This is a genomic window from Serratia sp. TMDUHS_CL, from assembly GCF_037137105.1.
GTDB classification, from domain to species: Bacteria; Pseudomonadota; Gammaproteobacteria; order Enterobacterales; family Enterobacteriaceae; genus Serratia; species Serratia nevei.
The window spans coordinates 12,195-35,687 of sequence record NZ_JBBBDV010000018.1; the positions used below are offsets into that span (position 1 = coordinate 12,195).

Consider the following 23,493-nt stretch of genomic DNA (forward strand, 5'->3'; position numbering starts at 1 on the left):
GCCTCCGGAAAGGCCTCTTATACACTCAGACGTTGTCGATAGAGACGAATTACGCCAACGACAACAGCTTCGCGAGCAGCAACTCCGACATATTAAGCTCGGTGCTTAATACCACATGGCAGTTGGCATCGGGCTGCGGCGGATAGTTCATATATCGTCCCCGCATATCGCACAGGGTTTGCCCGCGGCCTGGCCCGTCGGAATCATCGATCGTCACCTTCACGTTAGGCGCAAGGCAGGCGCCGATGCCCTGCACCGCCAACACCGCAGCCACCGGATCGTGCAGCGCGCAGGCTTTGCGGCCGTAGGTATTGATATAAAACTGGATATACCGCTCCAGCATTTGCCCTATCGCCTGCGCAAACCGGCTCTCGGCCGACAGCAGTTTGAGCCGATCCGCCTCTTCAAAGGTATGCGACATGGTGACATCAAGCGGCACCATCACGATATTCTTCATCGCTTTAAATACCATGGCCGCCGCCTCCGGATCGCAGGCAATATTCGCCTCCGCAACGGGCGTTCGGTTGCCGGGCGCCAGAGCCGCACCGCCCATGATCGTCAGCGTGCCGATAAGCTCTCCTAGCGCGGGCTCAAGCTGCAAGGCTTTGGCGATGTTGGTCAGCGGGCCGGTCGCCAAGATGTCCAGCTCCCCCGGGTGCGCTCTGGCCAGCTTAACCAATAGGTCGGGGGCCGGCAGCGGCGCCAGCTTGGCGTGTGAGGCTTCCAGCGCGATGTCGCCGATGCCGTTGTCACCGTGTATATGCTGCACATCGCAAAGATACGCCTGGCGCAGGTAGTCCCGTTCCCCCACGGCGACGGGGATCGCGGGAAAACCGGCCAGGCGGGCAAGCTCCAGCGTATTTCTGGCTCCGGCATCGGCGGCGACGTTGCCGCAAACCGTGCCGATCGCCAGAATATCCACCTTGTCGCTTTCTGCGAGCAAATAGCCCAGCGCCATCGCATCATCGATGCCGGTATCGCAGTCAAAATATAATTTTATTTTCTTCTCGCTCACCGCTTGTCTCCATTTTCTGTATTAAGAGAGGCAACCCAAAGATCCATTTTCTTCCGATACTCCGTTTTTGCCTCGTCGCCGGCGAAACTGGCGGCAAAAGCATTCAGGGCCACATCGACGATATCCTGGGTGGAAAATGCAAATTCGCTCTGACAGATCAGATATTCATCCACCAACGTGGTGTGCAATAAGACCGGGTCGTCGGTATTGATGGTCGCGATGACCCCGGCATCCCGCAGCCGGCGCAGCGGATGTTCCGCGTAGCCGGGATAGACGCCCAGTTTGATGTTCGAGGTCAGGCATACGCCGATGGGGATACGCCGTTCGGCCAACAGCGCCACGACGGCCGGGTCGTCTATCGCCCGAACGCCGTGATCGATGCGGTCGGCCCCCAGCAGCAAGATGGCGTCGCGCACGCCCTCTGCGCCGCTGGACTCCCCGGCATGCACGGTTCGCTTCAACCCGGCCTTGCCCGCCTGGGCGAAAGCCTGCGCAAAACGCGCACCGCTGCCTTTGGTGACGGCCTCATTGCCATCGACGGACAGCGCGACCACTCTGGGGTGCCGCAGCGCGGTTAAAAAATCCACCAGCTCACTCGCCTCGGCGGCGGTTTGCCGGCGGAGCAAACTGACGCACAGCCCAACGGACGCCAATCCATCTTCTTCGGCCGCGCGCAAACCGGCGTCAATCGCGTCGATCATGTCACCGAGCCTGCCGCGCCACGCTTTCCAATGGGTCGGGTTGAAAATCAGATCGGCGTACAGCCCGCCATCCCGCGACAGCCGTTGTGCATAGGAGTAGCTTAACTGCGCCAGGCGTTCGCGGCTGCTCACCAGGCTGCAGGACCAATCGAGGAAATCGAGAAAGTCGGCAAGCCCGTTAAAATTCAGCAGCTCGTCCTGCTTTCTGGGCATCGGTATCCCCGAGGATAACGCCCAGGCCGAGAGCTGTTCCGGCTCAAAGCAGCCCTCCAGATGCACGTGCACTTCCGCCTTCGGCAGGGAAACCATCTGCGCTCGAGAGAGCGTGGTTTGGTTTACATTCCATTCCATAAAATGGCTCCCAAGGGTTATTTATGCAGGCCAACGAGCACTTTTTCGCGCGACGGCATGGGTGCGAAAGACTCGTTGAAGAGGGAGTGAATGCGGTAAAAAACGCGGTGAAACGAGGAATGATCTAGGGTAAGCATCGCAATATGTTAATCCTGTAATGAGTCAGACGGCAGGCCATCCAAAAATTCATCAACAGGTCAGTAACCTATGCGTGCGGCAACCGGTGAAGGCGGACAGGCCTCTCATCACCGAAGCCGGCACGGCATCACCCCATCCTCACTGCAACGCCCGATTTCTATGGGCGCCGGCAATCATCGATGGGGCCGTTCTCTTACCTGAACCTATGTAAAACATGGCGTGTTAACGCAGAGTCGCCGGGCAGCCGCTGTTATGCGCGGCCATCGCCAGCCATCAGCGCCAAAACACGCCGCCAAGCTTATGAAAGCCAGGGGGGGTTGTAAAGCCCTTCCCCAACGCTGGGAACGTCAGGCCTTTCTCAGCAACAGCGCCCACAGCGCCAGCACGGCAAAGGCGATGTATATCGCCATAAAAAGGACAATGGCGGCGAACAAAGCGCTCACTACCCCTATTTTATCCGCCAGCCAACCTGCGGCCGGCGGCATGATATTGAACAAATAGACGATAAAGTAAAACTTCGACACCGCGTTCCACCCTGGCGCCGCTAGCGAGAGCTTATTGACCAGGATGGCACCGCCCACAAAAACCGCGCCGTACGAGAAGCCGGACAGCGCCAGACTCACCGCCGCGCTGGCCACAGAACCGCTTTCGAGCGCCATGGTCATCATCACCATGGAGAAAACCTGCGCAATCAGCCCTAGCACCAAAGAAAACTCAGGCTTCAGAAAACGCGGGATCGTGAACTGCACCACGCCGGCCACCAGTAAATAACCGGTGGCGATATAGCCAAAGCCCGCGGGTGACTGGAGCCCGAAGACCTGGATCGCGGCCGTCGGCCCCAACGACAGGATCAGCGCGGCGTATGACCAGGAGATAAACACGCACAGCGCAAGCAGATAGAACAGCGGTTGGCTAAAACCGGCGCCCTTTTCTGCCGTTTTCGTGTCCGCAACGCCGAGGGTAGGCAATCCTTTCTTCGGCCAAAGCAGGACGATGGCGATCGCAGAGAGGAAAACCAACGCGGCGATGGTCACCGCCGGCGAAGTGAGCGGGTAAAACGCCAGCTGGGCGTAAACGCTGCTGATCACCGGGCCCAGCGCCAGGCCGGTCACCAAAGCCAGGCTGCCCAACAGCGCGGCACGTTTGGCGCTGTCGCCGCGGCTGACGTTGATCAACAAGATGTTGATGATGGCCGTGGCCGTACCGGCCCCTAACCCGGAAATAAACCTGAACAGGCACAGCGCCTGCAAAGAGCGAGCAAAGGAAAAGCACAGCGTAGGCACCACCACCACCATCAGCGACACCACCACCAGCAGCCGGGCATTTTTATCGGTGATGGTGAGCCTGCGTGATAAAAACAAGGCCAGCAATACGCCAAACCCGTAGGAAGAGAAAATGAAGGTCAGGTCGATATTGCTCAGATCAAGGGTTTCTTGATAGAGGGGATATAACGGCGTAGGAGAGCCGCTGTTCAACAAGATAAAAAATAAAGCGATCGTCAACGCCGCCAATAGGCTCACCTGGCTGCGGTTTGTCTGGTCAGAAGTCATTATGCCACCATCATGGAAAATACCGATCGTAGCACCCGACCGGATCGCGAACTTTCGCGTTCGCACTTTTTTTCTTATCGTTCGGACAGGACGGCGGGATAGCCTGTACACCGGCTGGCGCCTCACCCATAATACGTTCACCTCGCCGCACTGCCGGGATCATGCATAACCCTGGCGCAATAGCGACTATGCTCAACAGTAAACGCATCAGACAAGCAGGTAATAATGGATCCGCTATCCGATATTGTTTCCAGGCTAAAAATCAGCAGCCAGAAAATTGTGACGTTTGACATGAGCGCTAATACCAAAGCGCTGTTTCCCGACTATTCCGGGATGAAAATTTATATCGCCAAGCGCGGATCCTTTTTCATTAAACTGGCGGGCGACGCCAACAGTTACCCGATTGAACAAGGCGATGTGCTGATCTTATCCAGCGGGCGCGAATTCAGCATTTTTGATAACCCTAACGCGCCGGCCATCGATATAACAAAAATTCACGTGATGAAAGACCGCTCATCCTGCTTCAGCAACGGCGGGTGCGATTTCTCCTTTGTGGGTTGCCGCTTCGTATTTCAGATCAACGATACCTTCCGCTTTATCACCAGCCTGCCCGAACCCATCGTGATCAAAACGCAGCGGGAGGAGAACGCCGGCATCAAGGATTTCCTGAGCCGCCTCTCGTCGGAGATAGAGAATCCCGGCCCGGGCAGTGAACTCATCACCGAGCATCTGCTGCAGATCATTTTGACGCAGGCGCTGCGCATGCTGCTCTCTTCCGGCGCGCTCGGCCGCGGCGAGGGCTGGTTTTACGCGATGGCGGACAAACATATTGGCCTCGCGCTGACCCGCATACACGACCAGCCGGGCAGAAAATGGCGCCTGGACGAGCTCGCCGGCGTGGCCGGCATGTCGCGCACCGCCTTCACCACCCGCTTCAGAAAGCTGGCCGGCTACAGCGTCAACGAATACATTCGCATCTGGCGTTTTAGCCTGGCCATCGAGCGAATGGTCGCCAATAAAGAAAAAATATCCCAGATCGCCTTTGACCTGGGATATGAATCGGAAAGCGCCTTCAGTACCGCGTTCAAGAAAAGCATGGGCGCGTCGCCAAGGAGTTATATCGGCAGCCATATTTCCTGAAGCAGCCAACGGCGGCACGTCCCTGTGCCGGTCTTATCCTTATTCTGCAAACCAGGCCGCGGGCAGATCCGTCTGCAGCGTGATGGTTTTTATTTGCGTGTAGGCATTGAGCGTTTCTTTGCAGAACTCGCGGCCGATCCCGCTGTTCTTGTAACCGCCGAACGCGGTGCCATCGGTAATGTTCGAGTAGCGGTTGATCCATACGGACCCGGCTTCCAGCCGGTCTGCGGTCGCCAGGGCGTTTTTCAGGCTGCGGGTGTAGATCCCCGACGCCAGCCCATATTCGCTGTCGTTAGCCTGGGCGATCATCTCGTCGTAGTCTGACCATTTGATCAGCGTCAGCACCGGCCCGAAAATTTCTTCCTGGCAAATGCGCATGCCATTTTCCGCAGCAAAGATCGTCGGCTCAATGAAGTAGCCATGCTCGCAGCCGGCGACGGCGCGGCGTTTGCCGCCGGTCAGCAGGGTGGCACCCTCCTCGAGGCCGGTCCGAATATAAGCCAGCACCCGCTCGCCCTGCTTCTCAGAAACCAGGCAGCTGACCCGGGATTGCTCGGCCAGCGGTGAACCGACGCGCACCCGTTCGAAAGCCGTCACCAGTTTGGCGCTGAAACGGTCGTAAATGTCCGCGTGAACGAACAGCCGGGTGCCCGCCAGACAGGACTGACCGTTATTGTGGATGGCGGCAAAGGTCACGTTGTCCACCACCGCGTCCAGGTCTTCGATGTCCGGGAACACAATATTGGGGCTCTTCCCGCCCAGCTCCAGCGTGACGGGCACCAGCCGCTCCGCGGCGGCCTTGGCCACCCGCTTGCCCACCTCCGTGCTGCCGGTGAACGAAAGCTTGCGCACTTTGCGGTTGCCGGTCAGCGCCGCCCCCGCCACGCTCCCGAGCCCGGTAATGATGTTGACGACGCCAGCAGGGAAAATGTTGGCGATCATCTTGCCCAGTTCCAGCGTGGAGAGCGAGGCGTTTTCATCGGCCTTCAGCACCACCGTGTTGCCGGTCACCAGCGCCGGTGCCAGCTTGAACGCCGCCATGATCGCCGGCGCATTCCAGGGGATAATCTGCCCGCAGACGCCGAGCGGCTCGCGTTTCGCCAGGCTGTAGCCGTCCGCGATGCTTCTGCCGCTGTCTTCGTGCCCCATGACAACCGCGGCGAAATAGCGATAGTGTCTGACCGCCGTTTGATAATCGCGGCGCACTTCGCTGATACAGCGGCCCACATCCCGCGCGTCGATTTGCGCCATTCTTTCCAGATCGCTTTCCAGCACATCCGCCAGCTGCGCCACCAGGCGGGCGCGGGCCTGCTGCCCTAATGCCTTCCAGACGGGGAAAGCCGCTTCCGCCGCCAACACGGCGCGCTCGACGTCCCGTTCGTTGCAGTAGTGCAAATCCGCCAGGCGCTCCCCGGTCGAGGGGGAAATCACGGGATGAATGTCCGTGCCATCCAGCTCGAATACGCCGTTAATCAGTGGCCCGTAGGCTTTATCTAATGTCATTTCTGTTCCATTCTTCGCTAAATTAATGCAAACCGCCGCCGACGATCAGGCTCTCGCCGGTCACCCAACCCGCCTCGTCCGAGGCGAGATAGGCCACGGCCGGGGCGATATCCTCCGGTGTGCCGATGCGCCCCAGCGGGGTGATGGATTCAATGTGCGTTTTGAAATCGGTATCGAAAAAGCCGCTGTCATGCACGCCTTCCGTGATGACCAAGCCAGGATTGACCGCATTGACCCGGATTTTGCGCCCGCCAAGCTCGTTGGCCAGCGTCTTGGTGATCGAATCGACCGCGGCTTTGGAAGCGGTATAAACCAGCGAATTGGCCGGCGTAAACGAGGTCACGCTGGAGCTGATATTGACGATGCTGCCGCCCGATTCAGGCATGGCGGCGACCGCCGCCTTGCAGCAATAAATCAGCCCTTTGACATTTAAATTGAAGTGCCTTTCATATTCCGCGTCGCTGAAGGCTTCCAGGCTATTGGTGGCATAAACCCCGGCGTTATTGACCAGCACGTCCAGGCGACCATACTGCTCGACAATGTTTTGCATCAGCCCGTTGACTTCGGCCTCAATGCCGACATTGGCCTGCAGCGGAAAAGCGACGCCGCCCTGCTCATTGATCTCTTTAACCAACCGGTTAGCATCTTCACGCCCGCGGGAATAGTTAATGAAAACCACGGCGCCTTCCGCCGCCAGGCGTTTAGCAATGGCGGCGCCAATGCCCTTTGAACTGCCCGTCACCAGGGCAACTTTATTTTCAAAGCGTTTCATTCGTCATTCTCCTCAGTGTCTGTGAAACTCGGGAGAAGATTACGGTAAATGCTCGCCGAGCAGCATAGCGGGGCGAACATAAAACCTTATCGAACGAACAACTTTGCCCAAAAGAGAAGTGGCATTTTTAGAGTAAACGCGCGGCCAAAATGGTGCAGGCTAATAACAGAATGACGCCACCGAAGCATTTATTGATATAAATCCCGATGACCGGACGCCGTTTTATACTCAGCGCGATCTTTCCCGCCAGAAATACCAGGGGAACTTCAATCAGAAACATGATGACGATGAGTTCAATGCCTAATATCAGCATCTGCATTCCCGGCCTGCCCGCGTCCACCCGAATAAACTGCGGAATAAACGCCAGCATGAAAATAATGGCCTTGGGGTTAAGCAGGTTGGTCAGCAATCCTTGCGAATAGAGCCTTTTGCGACTTTTGCGCTCGCCGTGGCTTTCCAGGCCAATCGCATTTGCCTGGGTAAAAATGCCCAACCCGACCCACATGATGTACAGCGCGCCGCCGATGACGAAAAGCTGATACAGCAGCGGCGAAGAGGCGATCAGTGCCGTGACGCCGGCAATCGCAAAACAGACGTGGCATATCACCCCGGTGACCGCCCCCAATACGGTAATCAGCCCCGCTTTCGTTCCCTGGCTGACGGCATTGGACAGTGCGCAAAGCATATCGGCGCCGGGAATAAGCGTTAAGACGGCGGCCGAAAGGGCAAATAAACCCAGCGTGGATAATTCGATGACCATGATTTTCTCGCGTCGTAAATAGGCGCATTGTCGGCCTCCGTAAGTCGGCGAGATAGAACGATATTGCTCACAGGCAGCGATCGCGATAGCCGCGCGGCGTCACGCCGTAACTCGACTTGAACGCCCTGCCCAGGTGCGACTGATCGGCGAACCCGCAGGCGACGGCGATTTCCGCGATGTCGCCACCCCGGGATAGCAAAGCCTTCGCCTGCTGCAGCCTAAGCTGCCGCTGATAGCGGCTCGGCGACAAGCCGAATGTTGCCGAGAACTGGCGGCAAAGGTGAAACCTGGACAGACCGGCGGCCTGCGCCAGACTCTCCAGACGCACTTCCCGCGCCGGGTTATCGTGCAGATACTCTTTCGCCCTGCGCAAGCCCGGTGCGATGCCGGCGTCTGCCAATGGCGCGCGCCGCGGGGAACACACCGCCAGCAGATCCGCCACACAGTGGCTCCAGGCCACCTCCCGGTCGAAACGGCTGGATTGCGCCGCGGTCAATACCGTCGCGGCCTCACACAGCCGGTTGGCGAAAGGCGCATGGTCGATATGCTTCCCCTTCACTGCCGCTGGCAGAGGCATCTCCATGTTTTCCGCCGCGTCCAGCAGCATCTCGTGGCTGGGGTAAAACATGAAATAATGGCATCCCTCTTCTCCCAGCACCGTCCCGGCATGCATCTGCCCCGGCGCGATGAGGCTGACTTGCCCACGGCTGACGATACCGTCGGCATCGCCTTTGGCGCTGTTGTTATTGGCGCCGCGCAGGACAACGCCAATCGACCAGGTATCATGCCAATGCACGTCAAACCGATGGTCTGAAAAGTCCGCGACGAGCAGTTCAAGCCCGCCCAATGCGTCAAAACGATGCATAAATGCCGAATTGCCCATCCTCTTTTACCCGATTACCGGTTATCCACAGCGGCCAAAATAACACACAACGTACGGCGTGAAAGCCCTGCGCTCTGCGCGGAAGCGGCTTTCTGAACGTCGGAAAAAAGGGGCCGCCTGGCCCCTTCACATTGTTCGTCTGCCTTCTTGCCTTGCTCTCATGCCGATTAATGTGGATTCATCGCGCCATAGTTCAACGGCTGCCAGTCGTAACCTTTCCCCTGTTTATTGATGTAACCAAGACCCGGGAAAGACAAATGCGCCCCTGCGACCAGCGCCCTTTGCTGCGCGAGGTCATCGAACAGCCGCTTGCGCTGCGCAACCGCGGCGGGGACGTCGATGTCATAGGCGATGGCGACATTCGGATCGGGAAACTGCACCGAGCCGACGTGGATCATATCCCCCAGAATCACCATCTTTTGCCCTTTGCTTTCGACGGCGAACACGCTGTGCCCTGGCGTGTGCCCACGCGTGTCGATAGCCGAAATGCCCGGGGTGAGCGCCTGATTGCCTTCAAACGTTTTGAGTTTCCCCGCCGTGACGTAAGGCTGCAATGAGGCGATGGCGGCATCGAAGAAACGTTTATCTTTCTCTTCCGCCTGCCGTTTTTTCTCTTCGCTCAGCCAAAAAGCGACTTCGTCTTTTTCCACCCAGACGGTGGCGTTCGGGAAGGCGAGACGCTTGTCCGCCATCAACCCGCCCACATGGTCGGGATGCAGGTGCGTTAAATAAATCTCATCCACCTGCTCCGCCTGATAGCCGGAAGCGTTTAGGTTTTTCATCATTTTGCCCAGCGCTTCGCCATGCAGCGCGCCGGTGCCGGCATCGACCAGAACCAGCTTGCTTCCGGTATTGATCAGGTAGGCGTTCACCGAGGTCGGTAACGGCAGCGACAGGTTGTTGGCCGCCATCGCCTTTTCAAGCTGCTGCGGCCGGGTGTTGATCAAGATTTTATCGGCGGGCATCGGGCTGATGCCGTCAGACAGGGCCGTCACTTCCACATCGCCCAGCATGATCCGGTAAAACCCGGGATTGTCTATTGTAGAAAAAGGCGCCGCGGCCATTGCAGCGGCAGAAAAAGCGGCGAAAAAGGCGCCAATAAGCAGATTGCGACGCATAGAAAACCTCATAACGATAAGAAAATACGGCTAAAAGCCCTGGGAATGCCCCCTGGCGATTTAAAACTCCTGCACGGTCGGCCTGATGACAATCTCACTCACGTCCACGTCCGAAGGCTGCTCGATCGCATAGGCGATGGCGCGCGCGATGGCATCGGCGGAAATTGCCTGGCTCTGGTAGAGTTCGCCGACGGCCTGCAAACTTTCCGCGTGCGAACTGCCCTGTTTCAGTTCGGTGTCGATCAGGCCGGGGGCGATCGTCGTGGTTCTGATCTTTCCGCCAACTTCGTGACGCAAACCTTCGGCGATCGCGCTGACCGCGAATTTAGTGCCGCTATAGACCGTGCCGCCGGGGCTGAACACCTTCTTGCCGGCAATGGAGGAAATGGTGATGTAATGACCGAATTGCTGCTTTTCGAACAGCGGCAAGGTTGCCGCGATGCCGTACAGCACGCCTTTCACATTGATATCGATCATCCGTTCCCATTCATCGACCTTCACGGCACTCAGCGGTGCGATCGCCATCAGCCCCGCGTTGTTGACCAGGACATCAATCTTGCCAAACTGCCTGACGGTCTGGGCGATCATCGCTTCGACCTCCTGACGCTTCGTCACATCCACCTGCAGCGCCAACGCGGTGCCGCCGTCGCCAACGATTTGCCGAACCAGCGCATCAAGACGATCTTTCCTGCGCGCCGCCACCACCACCGTCGCCCCTTGCGCGGCCAGATGTAATGCGGTCGCCTCGCCCAGCCCGCTGCTGGCGCCGGTAATCACCACCACTTTGCCTGAAATACGGTTCATCTCTCGTTCCTCTTGTTAGGGTCAGTGCGAATACTTTATCCGCCGTTTCCGCCCGGTAAATGGAAGTGTTATGCTTTGAGAATTCCATTTTTTGGAACAAAGAGGTCAACGTGCAAAACAGACAAGAAGCCTTGCGCATTTTCTGCGCCGCCGCCGAGGAGATGAACTTTAAACACACGGCGACCAGGCTCGGCATTTCCCCGCAAAAAGTCACCCGAGCCATCAAAGAGCTCGAGTCGGTGCTCGGTGAGCAGCTGTTCCACCGCAATACCCGCAGCGTGAGAATCACGGATTTCGGCCTCGGCTTTCTTGAGCAGGCCAAAACGGCGATGGATCAGTTGAACAGGCTGTTTCAGCCGCAGGGGAAAGCGGCGGAAGATCTCGGCGGCGTGGTGCGCCTTACGGCGCCGCATACCTATGGCAGCGAGGTCGTCATGCCGATACTGGCGGAATTCGCGCGCCAGTATCCTGCGATTACGATCGAGTTCCACCTGTCGAATATCCACAGCGATCTGGTCGAAGAAAGAATTGATATCGGCATTCGCATCGGCTTTCTGCACGACCAAACCTGTATCGTTCGCCAGCCCAGAACCATGCCTTTCCATCTGGTTGCCTCGCCGACGCTGCTCGATCGCCTGCCGCCGCCGGAGCAGGTAGACCAACTCGCCCATCTGCCGATTGTCGCGCTGGTGAACCGCAAGACCGGGCGCTACTGGCCCTGGGAATTTAGCCAAAAACGTTATCTCTACCCGAAGTCCGCCGCCTTCGTCACCGACACGCCCGATATAGAGCGTAAAGCGGTGCTCGCCGGTTTAGGCTTTGGCCAACTGGCCGGGTATTTGGTTGAAAAACACCTCGCCGCGGGTGAGCTGGTAGCCGTTCTGCCGGGCGACGCCCCGCCGCCCTGGCCGGTCAACCTCTATCATACGCATCAGCACGCCTGCCCGGCGCGCGTGCGCGTGGTCTTTAACTATCTTTTCAATCAATTAAGCCAGGGCTAACCCCGCCTTGCCCACCCAATATTGCGCACTGCCGCCGGTGGTCATCTGCTCAGCTTTAGCGACACGTGGCAGAGTGCCAAGAGTTAAGCCTGTAGAACCAGCCTGGTGCTCGAGTTTTGATAAGCTGGCCTCTGCCTTTCCTGACTGTTTTTCCATCTCCTCAAGAACAACAGATGCCCTACGGCTCCCGGTGATCATTTTTGCAGTGTCGATATCGACCTGATAGACGAGGCTGCCGCCGTCTTGTTCTGACATTTAGTGTTCTCCGGGCATAAAAAAACCCCGCCGAAGCGAGGTTATAAATAATTTTTTCGAGAGAGATTATTTCTCTAGGTGGTCAGCTAAGCCATTCTTGATATTTTTCAAGATGTCTAACTTTTCGTTTTCTCTTTTTTCCAAAAACTCAGCAATCACCCCAGTCATAGCAACTAAGGTGCCGATAATAGCCGTTGCACTACCTGCAATTGTGTAAATCTCTCGGTTTGCCATCAGCCCACTGTTGTAAACCTTATCAACGTAGCCAACAGTAACTTCCATGCCGATAGCGTAACCAACAGTAATTGCACCAACTAAAATCAGCAGCCCACCAATCAACTTAAGCATTTCGTCCTTTTCCATAGACAAGTAACAAGTCGTTACATGGTAGCAGAGAGCATGAAGTAGGCAACGAAAAGCGGTTTTCGCCCGCGATTTGTCGGGCTTCTCCCTGGAATCAAGTGTGGTCAGCGTGACAACATGGCTTCTGGCTAAATAGCTATGAGGTCACTATGCAAAAGAAAATGTTGATACTGGTCCTGGCGGCAGTCGTGCTCGCGATAGCTTTTAACCCTGAGTTCATAGCGAATTTTGGGAGTGATATACCATTAAAAAAACACTAATGCCAGAAAGCAAAAATCCCACTCAAATGGGCTTTTCTCTGTTAGTAGTTTCTCTCAGCACGCTTCATCAGTCTGTCTTGTGGTGATTGCGTTTTGGTAGACAGAGGAGCAACAAACTCCTTCCACTCTTTGCTGTCTTTCTGAGCAGACGATTGTTTGCTATTCAATTGATAATCATCGTTCTGGCCTGCACATCCTGATAGAACTATCACCCCCATGGCAACCAATAGTGACTTTTGCATCTCTACATCCTTATAGTAACAATCAACCAGGCAAATGATAACGAATCTCACTTGCTGGGTAAAGCACCCCCTAGAAAGCAAAAAACCCACCTCATCGGTGGGTTTGTTTACTGTTATCCTTCAGCATCAAAGACGGCCTGCAGCCCATAGTTAATGCTATCACGCAGATGGTTGGTATCGGCCGTAACGATGAAGAGTAATGCTGCTACAAGACAGGCCAGGTAGTTTTGATTGGTTAACAACGTTACGATTTTTATCACGGTCCCCCCTCTGATTTTTGATTGAGCGTCACACTGCCGCCGGCATGCCGGCAATAAAAAAAGCGGCAATATCCGCGATATCGCCGCCTTTAATCTGCACGCCGCCGTGGCGGCCGCGATGCGCTACTGCTTGCGCTGCTCCGCCACCTGTTTGGCGGTGACGTTGCCCTGCTTATCGCCGAAGTGGCCGACCACGAAGTTGGCGACCGCCGCCACTTCCTCGTCGGAATAGGCGCTGCCGAACGCCGGCATCATTTCATGCCGATCGCCGATGCTGATGCTCGTCCCCTTCAGAATGGCCTGCACCACGCTGCGCCCCTGCGGATCGTTCACCGCCGTGCTGCCCACCAGCGACGCGTACTCGCTCTGGCGGCCCGGCCCGTTCCACTGGTGGCAGCCGCTGCAGTCGTTGGCAAATACCCGGCGCCCGAGCGAACTGTCTTGCCCGCCCGGCAGGATCGGCGTGGAGGCCCCCGCGCCCTTCGGCTGCAGGTTCACCGCCGCCGCGCCGTCGCCGGCGATCGGTTCGATATCGCGCAGGTATTTCACCAGCGCCAGATTGTCTTCCGGCGTCAGGAACTGCAGGCTGTTTTCCACCGCTTCCGCCATCGGGCCGGCGGCGCTGCTGCGCCCCGGGGCATGGCCGGTGGCCAGATATTGCGACAGCTGCTGGTCGCTCCAGCCGCCGATGCCGGTCTGCTTATCCGGCGTGATGTTGGCGGCGAACCAGCCCTGCACCACTTCACCGCTCAGGTGCTTGCTCTGGTTGAGGCCGAACCCCAGATTGCGCGGCGTATGGCACTCGCCGCAGTGGCCGAGCGCCGTCGCCAGATAGGCGCCGCGGTTCCACTGCTCGTCCTTGTTGAGATCCGGCGCAAAGCGCTGCTCATGGAAGAACGCCAGGTTCCAGAATTTCATGCCCCAACGCTGGTTGAACGGGAACGACAAATCGTTTTGCGGGTTGGCCTGCTTCACCGGCGGCAGGCTGAACAGATAATCCTTGATCGCCAGCACGTCGTCGCGGCTCAGTTCGGTGTACGAGGTGTACGGCATCGCCGGATACAGGTTGCCCTGCGGGCCGATGCCCTCACGCACCGCGCGCACGAACTGATCGTCGCTCCAGTTGCCGATGCCGGTCTCCTTGTCGGCGGTGATGTTGGTGCCGTAAATGGTGCCGAACGGCAGTTTGAAGGCGAAGCCGCCCGCATACGGCGTGCCGCCCGGCGCGGTGTGGCACGCCACGCAGTCGGCGGCGCGCGCCAGGTACTCGCCGCGCGCCAGTTTATCGGTGATGCCGGCCGGCGCCCCGGCGATCGGCGCCGCAGGCTCCGCGCCGGTGGGCCGCAGCAGCGTGTACAGCGCGTATCCTCCCGCCAACACCACCACGGCGATAATCAGCCATAACAGCCCTTTCAAGGCATTGCTCATCGCATCTCTCCCTAACCCAACGCCTTGGCGGCCTGGTGGATGGCGGCGCGAATGCGCACATAGGTGGCGCAGCGGCAGACGTTGCCGCCCATCGCCGCGTCGATGTCCGCATCGCTCGGATCCTTGCTTTGCGCCAGCAGCGCGGTGGCGCTCATGATCTGGCCGGACTGGCAGTAGCCGCACTGCACCACATCCAGATCAAGCCAGGCTTCCTGCACCGCCTTGCCTTCCGGCGTGGCGCCCACGGCTTCGATGGTGGTGATTTTTTTGCCGACGGCGGCGGAGACCGGCGTCATGCACGATCGTACCGGCACACCGTCCAGATGCACGGTACAGGCGCCGCACATGGCGATGCCGCAGCCGAACTTGGTGCCGGTCAGGCCGGCTTCGTCACGCAAAAACCACAACAGCGGCATGTGCGGATCGCCCTCGAAGGTCAGCGGCTGCTCGTTTACGGTTAATTGAATCATCAGGTTCTCTCCTTGTCAGACGCCGGGTTCGCGGTAGGATTATGCAGCGGCAGGCTCAGCGAGGTGCGCGGCCGCCCGAGCAGCGCCAGCGCGTTGCCGACCGCCGGGGCGATGGTCGGCACCCCCAGCTCGCCCACGCCGGTCGGTTTCTCACTCGAGGGCACGATGATCACCTCGATCTCCGGCATCTCATCGATGCGCAGCGGACGGAAGTTATTGAAATTGGACTGTTCGACCACGCCGTCTTTCAGCGTGATGTTGCCGTACAGCGCCATGCTCAGGCCGTAGCCGATGCCGCCCTCGATCTGCGCGCGGATCACGTCGGGGTTCACCGCCACGCCGCAGTCCACCGCGCACCACACCTTGTGCACTTTCGGGATGCCGCCTTCGCCGATCGAGACCTCGGCCACCTGCGCCACATAGGTATCGAACGCCTTGGCGACGCCCACGCCGCGCGCGCGTCCGTCCACCACTTTCGCGCCCTGCCAGTCAGCGGCTTTCGCTACCGCGCGCAGCACGCCCGCCGCACGCGGCGCATCGCCCATCAGCGCCAACCGCCCTTCGACCGGATCCTGCCCGGTTTCCTGCAACAGCTGATCGATAAAGCTCTCCACCGCGTGGCCGGTGTGGGTGCTGGCCACCGACCGCAGCGAGGTGGTCGGCACCTTGCCCGGCACAATGTGCGCATCGCAGCGGAAGGCTTCGAAGGTGTATGAGACCTCGCTGGCGCCCTCGACCATCATCTGATCGAGGCCGTTGACCACCAGCGCATCCATCGCGCTGTGGCGCGTCCAGGAGTGGCCGACCACGGTATCGGTCCAGCCCACCACCTTGCCGCCGCGGATGGCCCCGCGCAGGCGGTGCAGGATCATCGGGCGATACCAGCCGTTGCGGATGTCGTCCTCGCGCGTCCATACCACCTTCACGCCGTGGCCGGGGCCGATGCCCTTGGCCGCCGCCGCCATGTCGGCCGCCAGATCCGGCCCCAGCGTCGGGTTGCCTAAATCGATGCGCCGGCCGAAGCTGCCGCCCGCCAGAATGGTTTCAATCTGCACCTTGTCCGGCGGCAACTCGAACAGATCGCACAGCTGCTTGTGATCGAGCGTTTGGATTTGGCAGCCGTAGCGAGCCTTGACGCTCTCACCGTCCCAGAACAGATAGCCGTCCAGCGGCTCCATCGGCGCGTGCGCGACGTACGGGAAGGTGTATTCGGCCTCGATCACCTTGTCGGCCTTGTCGAACACCTCGTCCGGCTTACCGAGACTCTTCGCCACCACGCCGGTTTTCTGCGCCACCTGGCGGAATTCGGCGTAGATCTCCTCGGTGTTGCGCCGTTCGGCCTGCGCGTCGTCCCACGTCACCTTCAGCCGCTCCCGCCCCTGGATCGCCGCCCAGGTGTTTTTGGCGTAAACCGCCACGCCGGTGGCGATTTGCTTCACCGCCACCACCCCCGGCACCGCCAGCGCCCGTTCGGCGTCGAAGGTCGCCACCTTGCCGCCGAAGCGCGGCGGCTTCTTGATGGTGACGGTCAACATGTCCGGCTCATGGATATCCTGCGAGAACTGCGCGCTGCCGTTGGTTTTCGCCAGCGAATCGACGCGGTGCAGGCCGCGCGTTTTGCCGATCAGGGTGAAATTGGCCGGATCCTTCAGCGTCAGGCTGGCGGGATCGGGCGGCAGCAGCGTGGCGGCCAGCGCGGCGAATTCGCCGAAGCCCGCCTCGCGCCCGCTGGCGGCATGGCGGATCTTGCCCGCCTGCACGGTAATTTCCTGCACCGAGGTTTTCCAACTCTGTGCGGCGGCCTGCACCAGCAGCGCACGCGCCATGGCGCCCATGCGCCGCATCTGCTCATAGGCATTGGCCACCGAGCTGGAACCGCCGGTGCCCTGGAATCCGAAGGTCAGGTTTTTGTAGATATTGGTGTCCACCGGCGCGGCGACGACCCGTACCTGCGCCCAATCGGCATCGAGCTCTTCGGCGACCAGCGTCGCCATGCCGGTATAGACCCCCTGGCCCACTTCGGTGTGTTTACTGATCACGGTGACGACGCCGTCGGCGCCGATCTGAACGAAGGCGTTGGCGTCAAACGCCGCCGCGCCGGAGGCGGCCGGGGCAGCCGAACGCGCCAGCGCGCCGGTGGACGGCAGATAGGCGCCGATCACCAACGCCCCGGCGCCGACGATAAACCGCCGCCGCGAAAGCGGAACTTGGGATATGCTCATTGCTCATGACTCCAAAAAAGCCGAAGGCGTCACTGCCTTCGGCGAAACAAATCTTGTTATGGAATGGCTTGTCGCACCCGTCAGGTGATATAGCGCAACAGAGCAATAATTAGCGTAGCCTATTATCCAGCAGGCTTAATATTGATAAGGGATTTTTCGTTGAGGAATCGTGCGCTGCGGGCCATCGGCGCCAGGCGGCCGCTGGGCGCGTCTTTAAATGCATTTGTGCTATAAATGAAACACTTCCAATCTCTATGAGCCTTACCGCTATGTCGGAACACAAGAAATTTCGTCTGTATCGGCCGCTGCAAGGGTTAAGCCATACCTTTGGCGATCAATGGTTTGCCCTGAAAGCCGAAGCGTTCGCCCGCTTCTTCGGCACGCCGACTTTTTTGGTGGGACAAACGGTGGTGGTCGGCGTGTGGATCTATCTCAACCTCGCCGGCTTCACCAAATTTGACCCTTACCCCTTCATTCTGCTGAATCTGGCGTTCAGTCTGCAGGCCGCCTACGCCGCGCCATTGATCCTGCTGGCGCAAACCCGCCAGGCCGAGCGCGACCAGGCGCATGCCTTGGCCGATGCCCGGCACCGGGAAGATCTGGATGAGGCGATGGCACAGCGGCAAACCCTAGCCGAACGGCAGTCCGAACAGCTGCTCGAGCTGCTGAAGCAAAATACGGAATTAACCGCCCTGACGAAGCAGATGGCCGAGCGCATTGAAAACCTCACCCTTCAGCTCGCCAACCGCGAGCGCCTGTAACGGCGTTATCCCTCAGTTCTGCGTCGTCGCCAGATAGGAGAAGACGCTGAGCAGGTTGATTTGCGCCGCCATGTTGTCGCTGTCGAAGGCCACGGTCAGCGCGTCCTGGCGCTGCACGCCGGGCACCAGGCTGAACAGATCCGCCAGCACCGGTTTGGCCGCCATCAACGTCAGCCGATAAGGCGGCATGAAGCGGCGTTCCACCGGCAGCTTCCCGCCCTGGCGCACCTGTTGCATCGCCCGTTCACGGATCTCGGCGCGCGCCCGCTGCGGGCTGAGCGATTCGGCGGCGGTTTGCGAGATGGCGCGCTTCACGCACACATAGCCGGACTGAGGATAACGTTCAGCAATCCAGCGTTGCAGCTCGTCGTCACCGCTCACCAGCCACAGCGGCACGTTCAATTCGGCCGCCGCCGCTGCATACAGATCGCTTTCGCCCACCGCTTCGCCGTTCAGGCTGACGCGGTAAAAGGCCCGGCCGTTGATGGTGTGCGCCAGCACGCCATGTTCACCGGCAGCGCTGTGGTAGCCGATAAACATCAGGCCGTCGTAGCGTTGGTGTTGCAGCCCTTCCACCATCGACAGCCCGCGCGGTTTGCCCTGCACCAGCCGCGCACGCCCATCGATGCGATCGGCGCGCAGGTTCTGCATCATGGCGTGGCTGTCGGCCACCGTCACCTCGGTAGCCCCGCCGGCGAAAGCGCCGTCGATGGCGGCGTTGACCTCCTGCTCCATCAGTTCACGCGCCGCCGCATAGTCGGCGTGGGCCGGGTTGCACTGCTCCGGCCGCATCACGCCGGCAATACCTTCGATATCCGCAGAGATAAAGACCTTCACATCACACTCCCGTTATTTAATTTGCCGCCGCCAGCCGGTCGAGCAGCGGGCCCAGCGCTGCGCGCGCATGCTGCTGGAAGCCGCTGACGCCTTCGGCGCTCAGCAACGCATCCAGCACCGCGTATTCGGTGGCGTCCGCCGCCGCTGCAAACAGCGGCTCCAGCCTTTCGTCCGGTAGCGTGGCTCCCAGCAACCGGGTGGAAAACGCCAGCGCGATATCGCCGGAGCCATGCCCCCAATGGCTACCCACCCGCCCCAGGCCCGCGCCCGCTCTGCGGGCGATGCGGTTCAGCTGGCGACTGTCCAGCGCCCGATCGCAGGCGATGATGATAATGACCGAGCCGGCGTCCACCTGCGGCGGCGGATCCGCCAACAGCTTGCCCAGCGCCGGGCCAACGCGCACGCCGCTCAGCGTCAACGAGTCGAGGGTGCCGAAGTTGGCCAGCACCAGCACGCCGAGCATGGTGCCTAACCCCGGGCAATAGCGCGAGGCTGTGCCGATACCGCCCTTCAGGCCGAAGCTGCTCATGCCGCGCCCGGCGCCGACGCTGCCGCGCGCAAAGCGGGTGGAATGGTTATCCAGCGCGCTGAAGACGTGCTCCTCACGCACCGCCATCGCCTGAATATCGTTGAGGTAGCCGTCGTTGCACTCCAGTACCAGCGGGTTGATAGTGGCACTGCCGCGGCCGATCTGCGGGTAGCGCAGGCAGCTGCGCCGCACCATGGCGTTGAACAGCGTGCCGACGGCGAAGGTGTTGCTCAGCAGAATAGGCGTCTGCAACTCCCCCAGCTCATTCAATTGCACCAATCCCAGCGGCTTGGCGAAGCCGTTGAGCACCGCGCTGCCGCACGGCAGCGGCTGGTTGAACAGATCGCCCGGCGGCACGATGGCGGTGACGCCGGTCTGGCATTCGCCGTCGGTCAGGGTGTGATGCCCAACGCTGACGCCCGGCACGTCGCACAGGCTGTCGGTCGGCCCGGCCGGATAGCGCGCGCCCGGCAGGCGGCGATGGCGCCGCCAATAGCTCAGCAGATTGTCGAGGCTTTGTTGTTCAAACACCTGGCTGTCTGTCATGGTTCCCTCATCTGCCGTTAGCCCATCAGAAAACCAGAATATCGCGCAATGCGCCGCGCCGTAAATTGAAAACCGGAGCGGGCAGAAAAAATAGCCTGGCCCCATCACCGTTCATTGCCTGCACCACTTTTTTGCCGCCTCTACGGCCAGGGCGACGCCGCTATCGAGTGAAACAACGGGTGTTGGAAGCGTGCAAGCGCTGCGACCTCACGCACGGCAAAGGCAGGGTCATCGCCCACGGCGGGTATGAAGAACGGGAGAGCAAAATCGGCGAAGGCCTCCTCTCCGGCATACAGGAGACCAGTTGGAGTGGGCCGCACGCCTGAGCCTTATTGGGGGGTTAGCGGGCAATCGTATAGTATAAAAAATTGAATGATTCAAAACTGGATTATGGCTCATCTGAATAAATAAACCATGACCATAGCAATGACAAAAATAGAACAGAGTAATAAATCACCGGAAAAGTTTCTCAATGAGTCCAAATAGTCATTGCTGTTCTTATTTAGTTTGTTAATGGCATCATTCTCGTTCTCAGCGTCTACTTCAACATGATGCTTTCTGAACCCCTTTTGCTTCATATCTTTAATTATTTCTCGTGTAACCACTTCCTTTCTCAGCACCCTTGACTCATCACTCTTTATAAAAACAACATATTTACTCATCATATCCCCCATAAAAGCACAGAATTTTACTTCTGTGCTAGGATTGCAGCGGTTAATTAGCGTTTGGTTCCGGATTCTCTGGCCTCTCTCGGTCCAGTGCCATTGCCGTCATACCCATTTCCTGTAGAGCTGCCATTCCCCCAGAAACCACTGGCTCCGTAACCGCTGCCACAAGGGCTGTTTTTTGACAAGAATGACTGAAAGTGTATTCTCAATGCTGGAAATAATCATATTAGAATAAAATACAGAATAATATACCTGACCTAATTACACATAAATGCTATCGATTTAATTAATTGAACGCCAAACAATCTCAATTCCCAAGATTAATAACCCGATAAAGAAAAGGCGGCGAAAAATCAGCGGGCTGCTGTGACGACGCACGATCCCGCCCAGCCACATGCCGCCCAGCGCCGGCAGCAGCGCCAGCAGCGAACCGCCGAGCAGCGCGCCGGGCAGCGCCTGATGCCAGGCTAATCCGGCGGCCAGCGCCAGCGTCGAGACGGTGAACGACAGCCCCAGCGCCTGCACCAGATCGTCACGCGCCAGGCCCAAGGCGTTCAGATAGGGCACCGCCGGTATGACGAATACGCCGGTGGCGCCGGTCAGCGCACCGGTCACCAGGCCGCACAGCGGCCCCAGCCAAGGCTCCGCCGTGGCGGAAACGCGCCAATCGAAACGGGTGAATCCCAACAGCGCATAGCCGATCAGGCAAACGCCCAGCGCCACCGGCGCCAGGCGGCCGTCGGTGGCGGTGAGCGCGCCGGCGCTCAGCAACGTGCCCAGCGTGACGCACAGCATCATCGGCCAGAGCCGGCGGCACAGCGCTCCCAGCCGCGGCCCGCACAGCAACTGCCACAGATTGGTGACCAGTGAAGGCAACAGCAGCAGCGCGGCGGCCTGCCCCGGCGGCATCATCAGGCTGAGCAGCCCCATCGACACCGTCGGCAACCCCAGGCCGATCGCCCCCTTGACCGTGCCGGCCAGCGTAAAAATGCCCGTCAGGGCGATAATCTCGAGTAACGTCAGCGACATGCGTCTATCCTTATGGCAATCAACGGCCCGATTGTGGCCGGCGGCGCGGCGCGGCACAATGCGGCAATGGCAGAGCCTGCCTGCGGCAAAGACAGAGGAAGAACGCATGCATTTTGACTTTATCGATCTGCGGCTGTTGGCGGCGGTGCTCGAGACCGGCAGCATCACCGCCGGCGCCGAGCGCGTCGGGCTGTCGCTGGCCGCCGCCAGCGCACGCATGCGCGGGCTGGAGCAACAGGCCGGCGTGGCGCTGCTGACGCGCAATCCGCGCGGCGTCCAGGCGACGTCGGCCGGTGAACGCCTGTTGCAGCACGCGCGCGTGCTGCTGCAACAGCGCGACCGGCTGCGGGGCGACATGGCCGAGTTCGCGCCGGGCCAGCGCAGCCAGCTGCGCATCGTCGCCAATACCGTCGCCGCCGACGCTTTTCTGCCGGAGCTGCTGGCGGATTTTCTGGTGCTGCACCCGCACACCGACATCGCGCTGGAGGAGCTGCCCAGTCCGGTCATCGCGCAGGCGATTGCCGAACAGGCGGCGGATATCGGCATCGTGGCGGATCACGCCGATCTGCGCGGGCTGGCAAGCTATCCTTTTCGGCAGGATCGTCTGGTGCTGGCGCTGCCGCCGGGGCATGCGCTCAGCGGCCGCCGCACGGTCAGCTTCGCAGACACCCTGTCTTTTGAGTTTATCGGCCTGCCGGAAGAGAGCGCGCTGCAACAGCATTTGGAACAGCTGGCGATACGCAGCGGCGGCCCGATGCGGCTACGGGCGCGCGCCGCTAATTTCGACGCCATCTGCCGCATGGTGTGGCGCGGCGCCGGGCTGGCGGTGGTGCCGGAAGAGAGCGCCCAACGCCATCCACAGATCCGACACGGCGCCCTGTCGCTGACGGACGATTGGGCGACCCGGCGCCTGTCGCTGGTGGTGCGCGAATGGGCGCAGCTGCCGCTGCCGGCGCAGCGGCTGGTGGCGTTCCTGTGCCAGGGGGAAGGCGGTATTACAGGTGGTCGTTGAACCAGGCAATCTGACGGCCGATGATGCCGGCAAAATGCGGGCCGGCGTACATGTCATAGTGCTTCGCATTCTGCTCGACATGCAGCGCCTTCTTCGCGCTACCTACCGCCTCATACAGCGCGATGCCCTGCTCCGGCGGATTCACGGTATCGCCGCCCGCCACCACCACCAGTACCGGGCATGTGACTCGCGCCGCATTGTCACGCGGCTGATAGCGCAGCGTTTCGCGCACGGTCAGGAACGGGATCTTGATGTCCATCGCCGGGTAACGCGCCTTGTTCTCCTCGAAGAACGCCTTCGACTCGTCATCGCTCAACACCCGGGTGACGGCAACAAACATCTCTTTGCCGGTGGCCTGTTTCTTCTCCGCCATTTTGTCCAGCGTGGCGATGAACGCCTGTTTTTCGTCGGCGGCCATTTTCCCCGTCACGATGGTTTCCCCGTCGGCGAAGGCCAGCTGGCTAACGACGCACTTGATGGCCGGCTCGGCCGCGGCAGCGCCGAACACGTGGCAGCCGCCAAACGACGTGCCCCACAGGCCGATGCGCTCGCTGTCGATCTGCGGCTGCGTTTGCACCCACCGGCTCACCGCCAGGATATCCTCAATCTGCAGCGCCGGTACCAGCCGCCCGCGTTCGCCCTCGCTGGCGCCGAAGCCGCGATAGTCAAACGTCACCGCCGCAAAACCGGCGTTGACGAAGGCCTCGGCAAAGGCCGGCAGCAACAGCTCCTGAATGCCGCAGAAGCCGTGACACAGAATAATCGCCGGAACCTTGGCCGGGTTATCAGGTAAACGAACTGTTACGGCCAGGCCGCTTTCCATTTTATGCGTGGTTAATGTCATGTTAACTTCCTGTTTTTTATAGGTAAGGTAA

The 23,493-nt window shown here is 59.7% G+C and carries 25 protein-coding genes; 4 read left to right on the forward strand and 21 right to left on the reverse strand.

What is annotated here, in order from left to right; translation table 11 throughout:
- Positions 1–49 precede the first annotated feature (49 nt).
- The 3 genes from WCL58_RS23585 to WCL58_RS23595 all read right to left on the reverse strand — a co-directional run bounded on the left by WCL58_RS23585 (position 50) and on the right by WCL58_RS23595 (position 3,755).
- Positions 50–1,015 carry a nucleoside hydrolase gene (locus WCL58_RS23585; RefSeq protein ID WP_072271011.1) on the reverse strand — a complete coding sequence of 322 codons (966 nt, stop codon included), beginning with the start codon at positions 1,013–1,015 and terminating at the stop codon, positions 50–52.
- Positions 1,012–2,067 carry an adenosine deaminase gene (gene add, locus WCL58_RS23590; protein ID WP_336851671.1) on the reverse strand — a complete coding sequence of 352 codons (1,056 nt, stop codon included), beginning with the start codon at positions 2,065–2,067 and terminating at the stop codon, positions 1,012–1,014. Before add ends, WCL58_RS23585 begins: the two co-directional genes overlap by 4 nt.
- Before the next feature lie 485 nt (positions 2,068–2,552).
- On the reverse strand, positions 2,553–3,755 hold the full coding sequence (locus WCL58_RS23595) for an MFS transporter (protein WP_060439998.1): 1,203 nt from the start codon (positions 3,753–3,755) through the stop codon (positions 2,553–2,555).
- A 225-nt stretch (positions 3,756–3,980) separates the two neighbouring features.
- Here WCL58_RS23595 and WCL58_RS23600 point away from each other — a divergent pair, with 225 nt between their 5' ends.
- Entirely contained in the window at positions 3,981–4,895 is a 915-nt protein-coding gene (locus tag WCL58_RS23600) for an AraC family transcriptional regulator (RefSeq protein WP_084827840.1), read from the forward strand.
- Between the two features lie 39 nt (positions 4,896–4,934).
- Here the strand turns inward: WCL58_RS23600 and WCL58_RS23605 are convergent, their stop codons facing one another.
- From WCL58_RS23605 to WCL58_RS23630, 6 genes are all read right to left on the reverse strand, one after another.
- Complete coding sequence (locus WCL58_RS23605; protein WP_193159050.1) at positions 4,935–6,398, reverse strand: aldehyde dehydrogenase family protein; 1,464 nt, start codon at positions 6,396–6,398, stop codon at positions 4,935–4,937.
- A 22-nt stretch (positions 6,399–6,420) separates the two neighbouring features.
- On the reverse strand, positions 6,421–7,170 hold the full coding sequence (locus WCL58_RS23610) for an SDR family NAD(P)-dependent oxidoreductase (RefSeq protein ID WP_033634470.1): 750 nt from the start codon (positions 7,168–7,170) through the stop codon (positions 6,421–6,423).
- A gap of 127 nt (positions 7,171–7,297) precedes the next feature.
- Positions 7,298–7,930, reverse strand: coding sequence for a LysE family translocator (locus WCL58_RS23615; RefSeq protein WP_084827841.1), 633 nt, complete (start codon positions 7,928–7,930; stop codon positions 7,298–7,300).
- 67 nt (positions 7,931–7,997) lie between these two features.
- Positions 7,998–8,795: an AraC family transcriptional regulator gene (locus WCL58_RS23620; RefSeq protein ID WP_336851672.1), complete on the reverse strand. Its 798-nt coding sequence runs from the start codon at positions 8,793–8,795 to the stop codon at positions 7,998–8,000.
- Between the two features lie 185 nt (positions 8,796–8,980).
- Positions 8,981–9,826 carry an MBL fold metallo-hydrolase gene (locus WCL58_RS23625; protein WP_259677961.1) on the reverse strand — a complete coding sequence of 282 codons (846 nt, stop codon included), beginning with the start codon at positions 9,824–9,826 and terminating at the stop codon, positions 8,981–8,983.
- A gap of 165 nt (positions 9,827–9,991) precedes the next feature.
- A complete protein-coding gene (locus tag WCL58_RS23630; protein WP_060419041.1) occupies positions 9,992–10,735 on the reverse strand; it encodes an SDR family oxidoreductase in 744 nt (247 codons plus the stop codon).
- Positions 10,736–10,845: 110 nt separating this feature from the next.
- Between WCL58_RS23630 and WCL58_RS23635 the strand changes: the two genes are divergently transcribed.
- Complete coding sequence (locus tag WCL58_RS23635) at positions 10,846–11,736, forward strand: LysR family transcriptional regulator (protein ID WP_336851673.1); 891 nt, start codon at positions 10,846–10,848, stop codon at positions 11,734–11,736.
- Here the strand turns inward: WCL58_RS23635 and WCL58_RS23640 are convergent.
- From WCL58_RS23640 to WCL58_RS23670, 7 genes are all read right to left on the reverse strand, one after another.
- Complete coding sequence (locus tag WCL58_RS23640) at positions 11,722–11,991, reverse strand: hypothetical protein (RefSeq protein WP_141959139.1); 270 nt, start codon at positions 11,989–11,991, stop codon at positions 11,722–11,724. The genes WCL58_RS23635 and WCL58_RS23640 overlap by 15 nt on opposite strands.
- A 66-nt stretch (positions 11,992–12,057) precedes the next feature.
- Positions 12,058–12,339 (reverse strand): hypothetical protein, encoded by a 282-nt coding sequence (locus tag WCL58_RS23645; protein WP_060419045.1) that lies wholly within the window; start codon positions 12,337–12,339, stop codon positions 12,058–12,060.
- 316 nt (positions 12,340–12,655) lie between these two features.
- Positions 12,656–12,856: a hypothetical protein gene (locus tag WCL58_RS23650; RefSeq protein ID WP_336851674.1), complete on the reverse strand. Its 201-nt coding sequence runs from the start codon at positions 12,854–12,856 to the stop codon at positions 12,656–12,658.
- 113 nt (positions 12,857–12,969) lie between these two features.
- Positions 12,970–13,116, reverse strand: coding sequence for a hypothetical protein (locus tag WCL58_RS23655; protein WP_157800470.1), 147 nt, complete (start codon positions 13,114–13,116; stop codon positions 12,970–12,972).
- Between the two features lie 123 nt (positions 13,117–13,239).
- Positions 13,240–14,544: a cytochrome c gene (locus WCL58_RS23660; RefSeq protein ID WP_060419047.1), complete on the reverse strand. Its 1,305-nt coding sequence runs from the start codon at positions 14,542–14,544 to the stop codon at positions 13,240–13,242.
- 11 nt (positions 14,545–14,555) lie between these two features.
- Complete coding sequence (locus tag WCL58_RS23665) at positions 14,556–15,014, reverse strand: (2Fe-2S)-binding protein (protein WP_060419049.1); 459 nt, start codon at positions 15,012–15,014, stop codon at positions 14,556–14,558.
- On the reverse strand, positions 15,014–17,236 hold the full coding sequence (locus WCL58_RS23670) for a xanthine dehydrogenase family protein molybdopterin-binding subunit (protein ID WP_336851675.1): 2,223 nt from the start codon (positions 17,234–17,236) through the stop codon (positions 15,014–15,016). The genes WCL58_RS23665 and WCL58_RS23670 overlap by 1 nt, the downstream gene beginning before the upstream one ends.
- A gap of 269 nt (positions 17,237–17,505) precedes the next feature.
- Here WCL58_RS23670 and WCL58_RS23675 point away from each other — a divergent pair, with 269 nt between their 5' ends.
- Positions 17,506–17,997, forward strand: coding sequence for a DUF1003 domain-containing protein (locus WCL58_RS23675; protein WP_171555241.1), 492 nt, complete (start codon positions 17,506–17,508; stop codon positions 17,995–17,997).
- 12 nt (positions 17,998–18,009) lie between these two features.
- Here the strand turns inward: WCL58_RS23675 and WCL58_RS23680 are convergent, their stop codons facing one another.
- From WCL58_RS23680 to WCL58_RS23695, 4 genes are all read right to left on the reverse strand, one after another.
- The gene (locus tag WCL58_RS23680) at positions 18,010–18,834 is read right to left on the reverse strand and encodes a M55 family metallopeptidase (RefSeq protein ID WP_060419052.1); all 825 of its coding nucleotides are present in this window, start codon (positions 18,832–18,834) and stop codon (positions 18,010–18,012) included.
- 16 nt (positions 18,835–18,850) lie between these two features.
- Positions 18,851–19,909 (reverse strand): P1 family peptidase, encoded by a 1,059-nt coding sequence (locus WCL58_RS23685; RefSeq protein ID WP_049199395.1) that lies wholly within the window; start codon positions 19,907–19,909, stop codon positions 18,851–18,853.
- Positions 19,910–20,304: 395 nt separating this feature from the next.
- Complete coding sequence (locus WCL58_RS23690) at positions 20,305–20,571, reverse strand: hypothetical protein (RefSeq protein WP_049199419.1); 267 nt, start codon at positions 20,569–20,571, stop codon at positions 20,305–20,307.
- 288 nt (positions 20,572–20,859) lie between these two features.
- Complete coding sequence (locus tag WCL58_RS23695; RefSeq protein ID WP_084827846.1) at positions 20,860–21,606, reverse strand: sulfite exporter TauE/SafE family protein; 747 nt, start codon at positions 21,604–21,606, stop codon at positions 20,860–20,862.
- Between the two features lie 106 nt (positions 21,607–21,712).
- Between WCL58_RS23695 and WCL58_RS23700 the strand changes: the two genes are divergently transcribed.
- Positions 21,713–22,618, forward strand: coding sequence for a LysR family transcriptional regulator (locus WCL58_RS23700; protein WP_336851676.1), 906 nt, complete (start codon positions 21,713–21,715; stop codon positions 22,616–22,618).
- On the opposite strand, the gene uilS is transcribed toward WCL58_RS23700, so the two are convergent.
- Positions 22,602–23,462, reverse strand: a complete 861-nt coding sequence (gene uilS / locus WCL58_RS23705) for a UilS family quorum-quenching N-acyl-homoserine lactonase (protein WP_197861895.1) — start codon at positions 23,460–23,462, stop codon at positions 22,602–22,604. The genes WCL58_RS23700 and uilS overlap by 17 nt on opposite strands.
- Between the last annotated feature and the right edge of the window lie 31 nt (positions 23,463–23,493).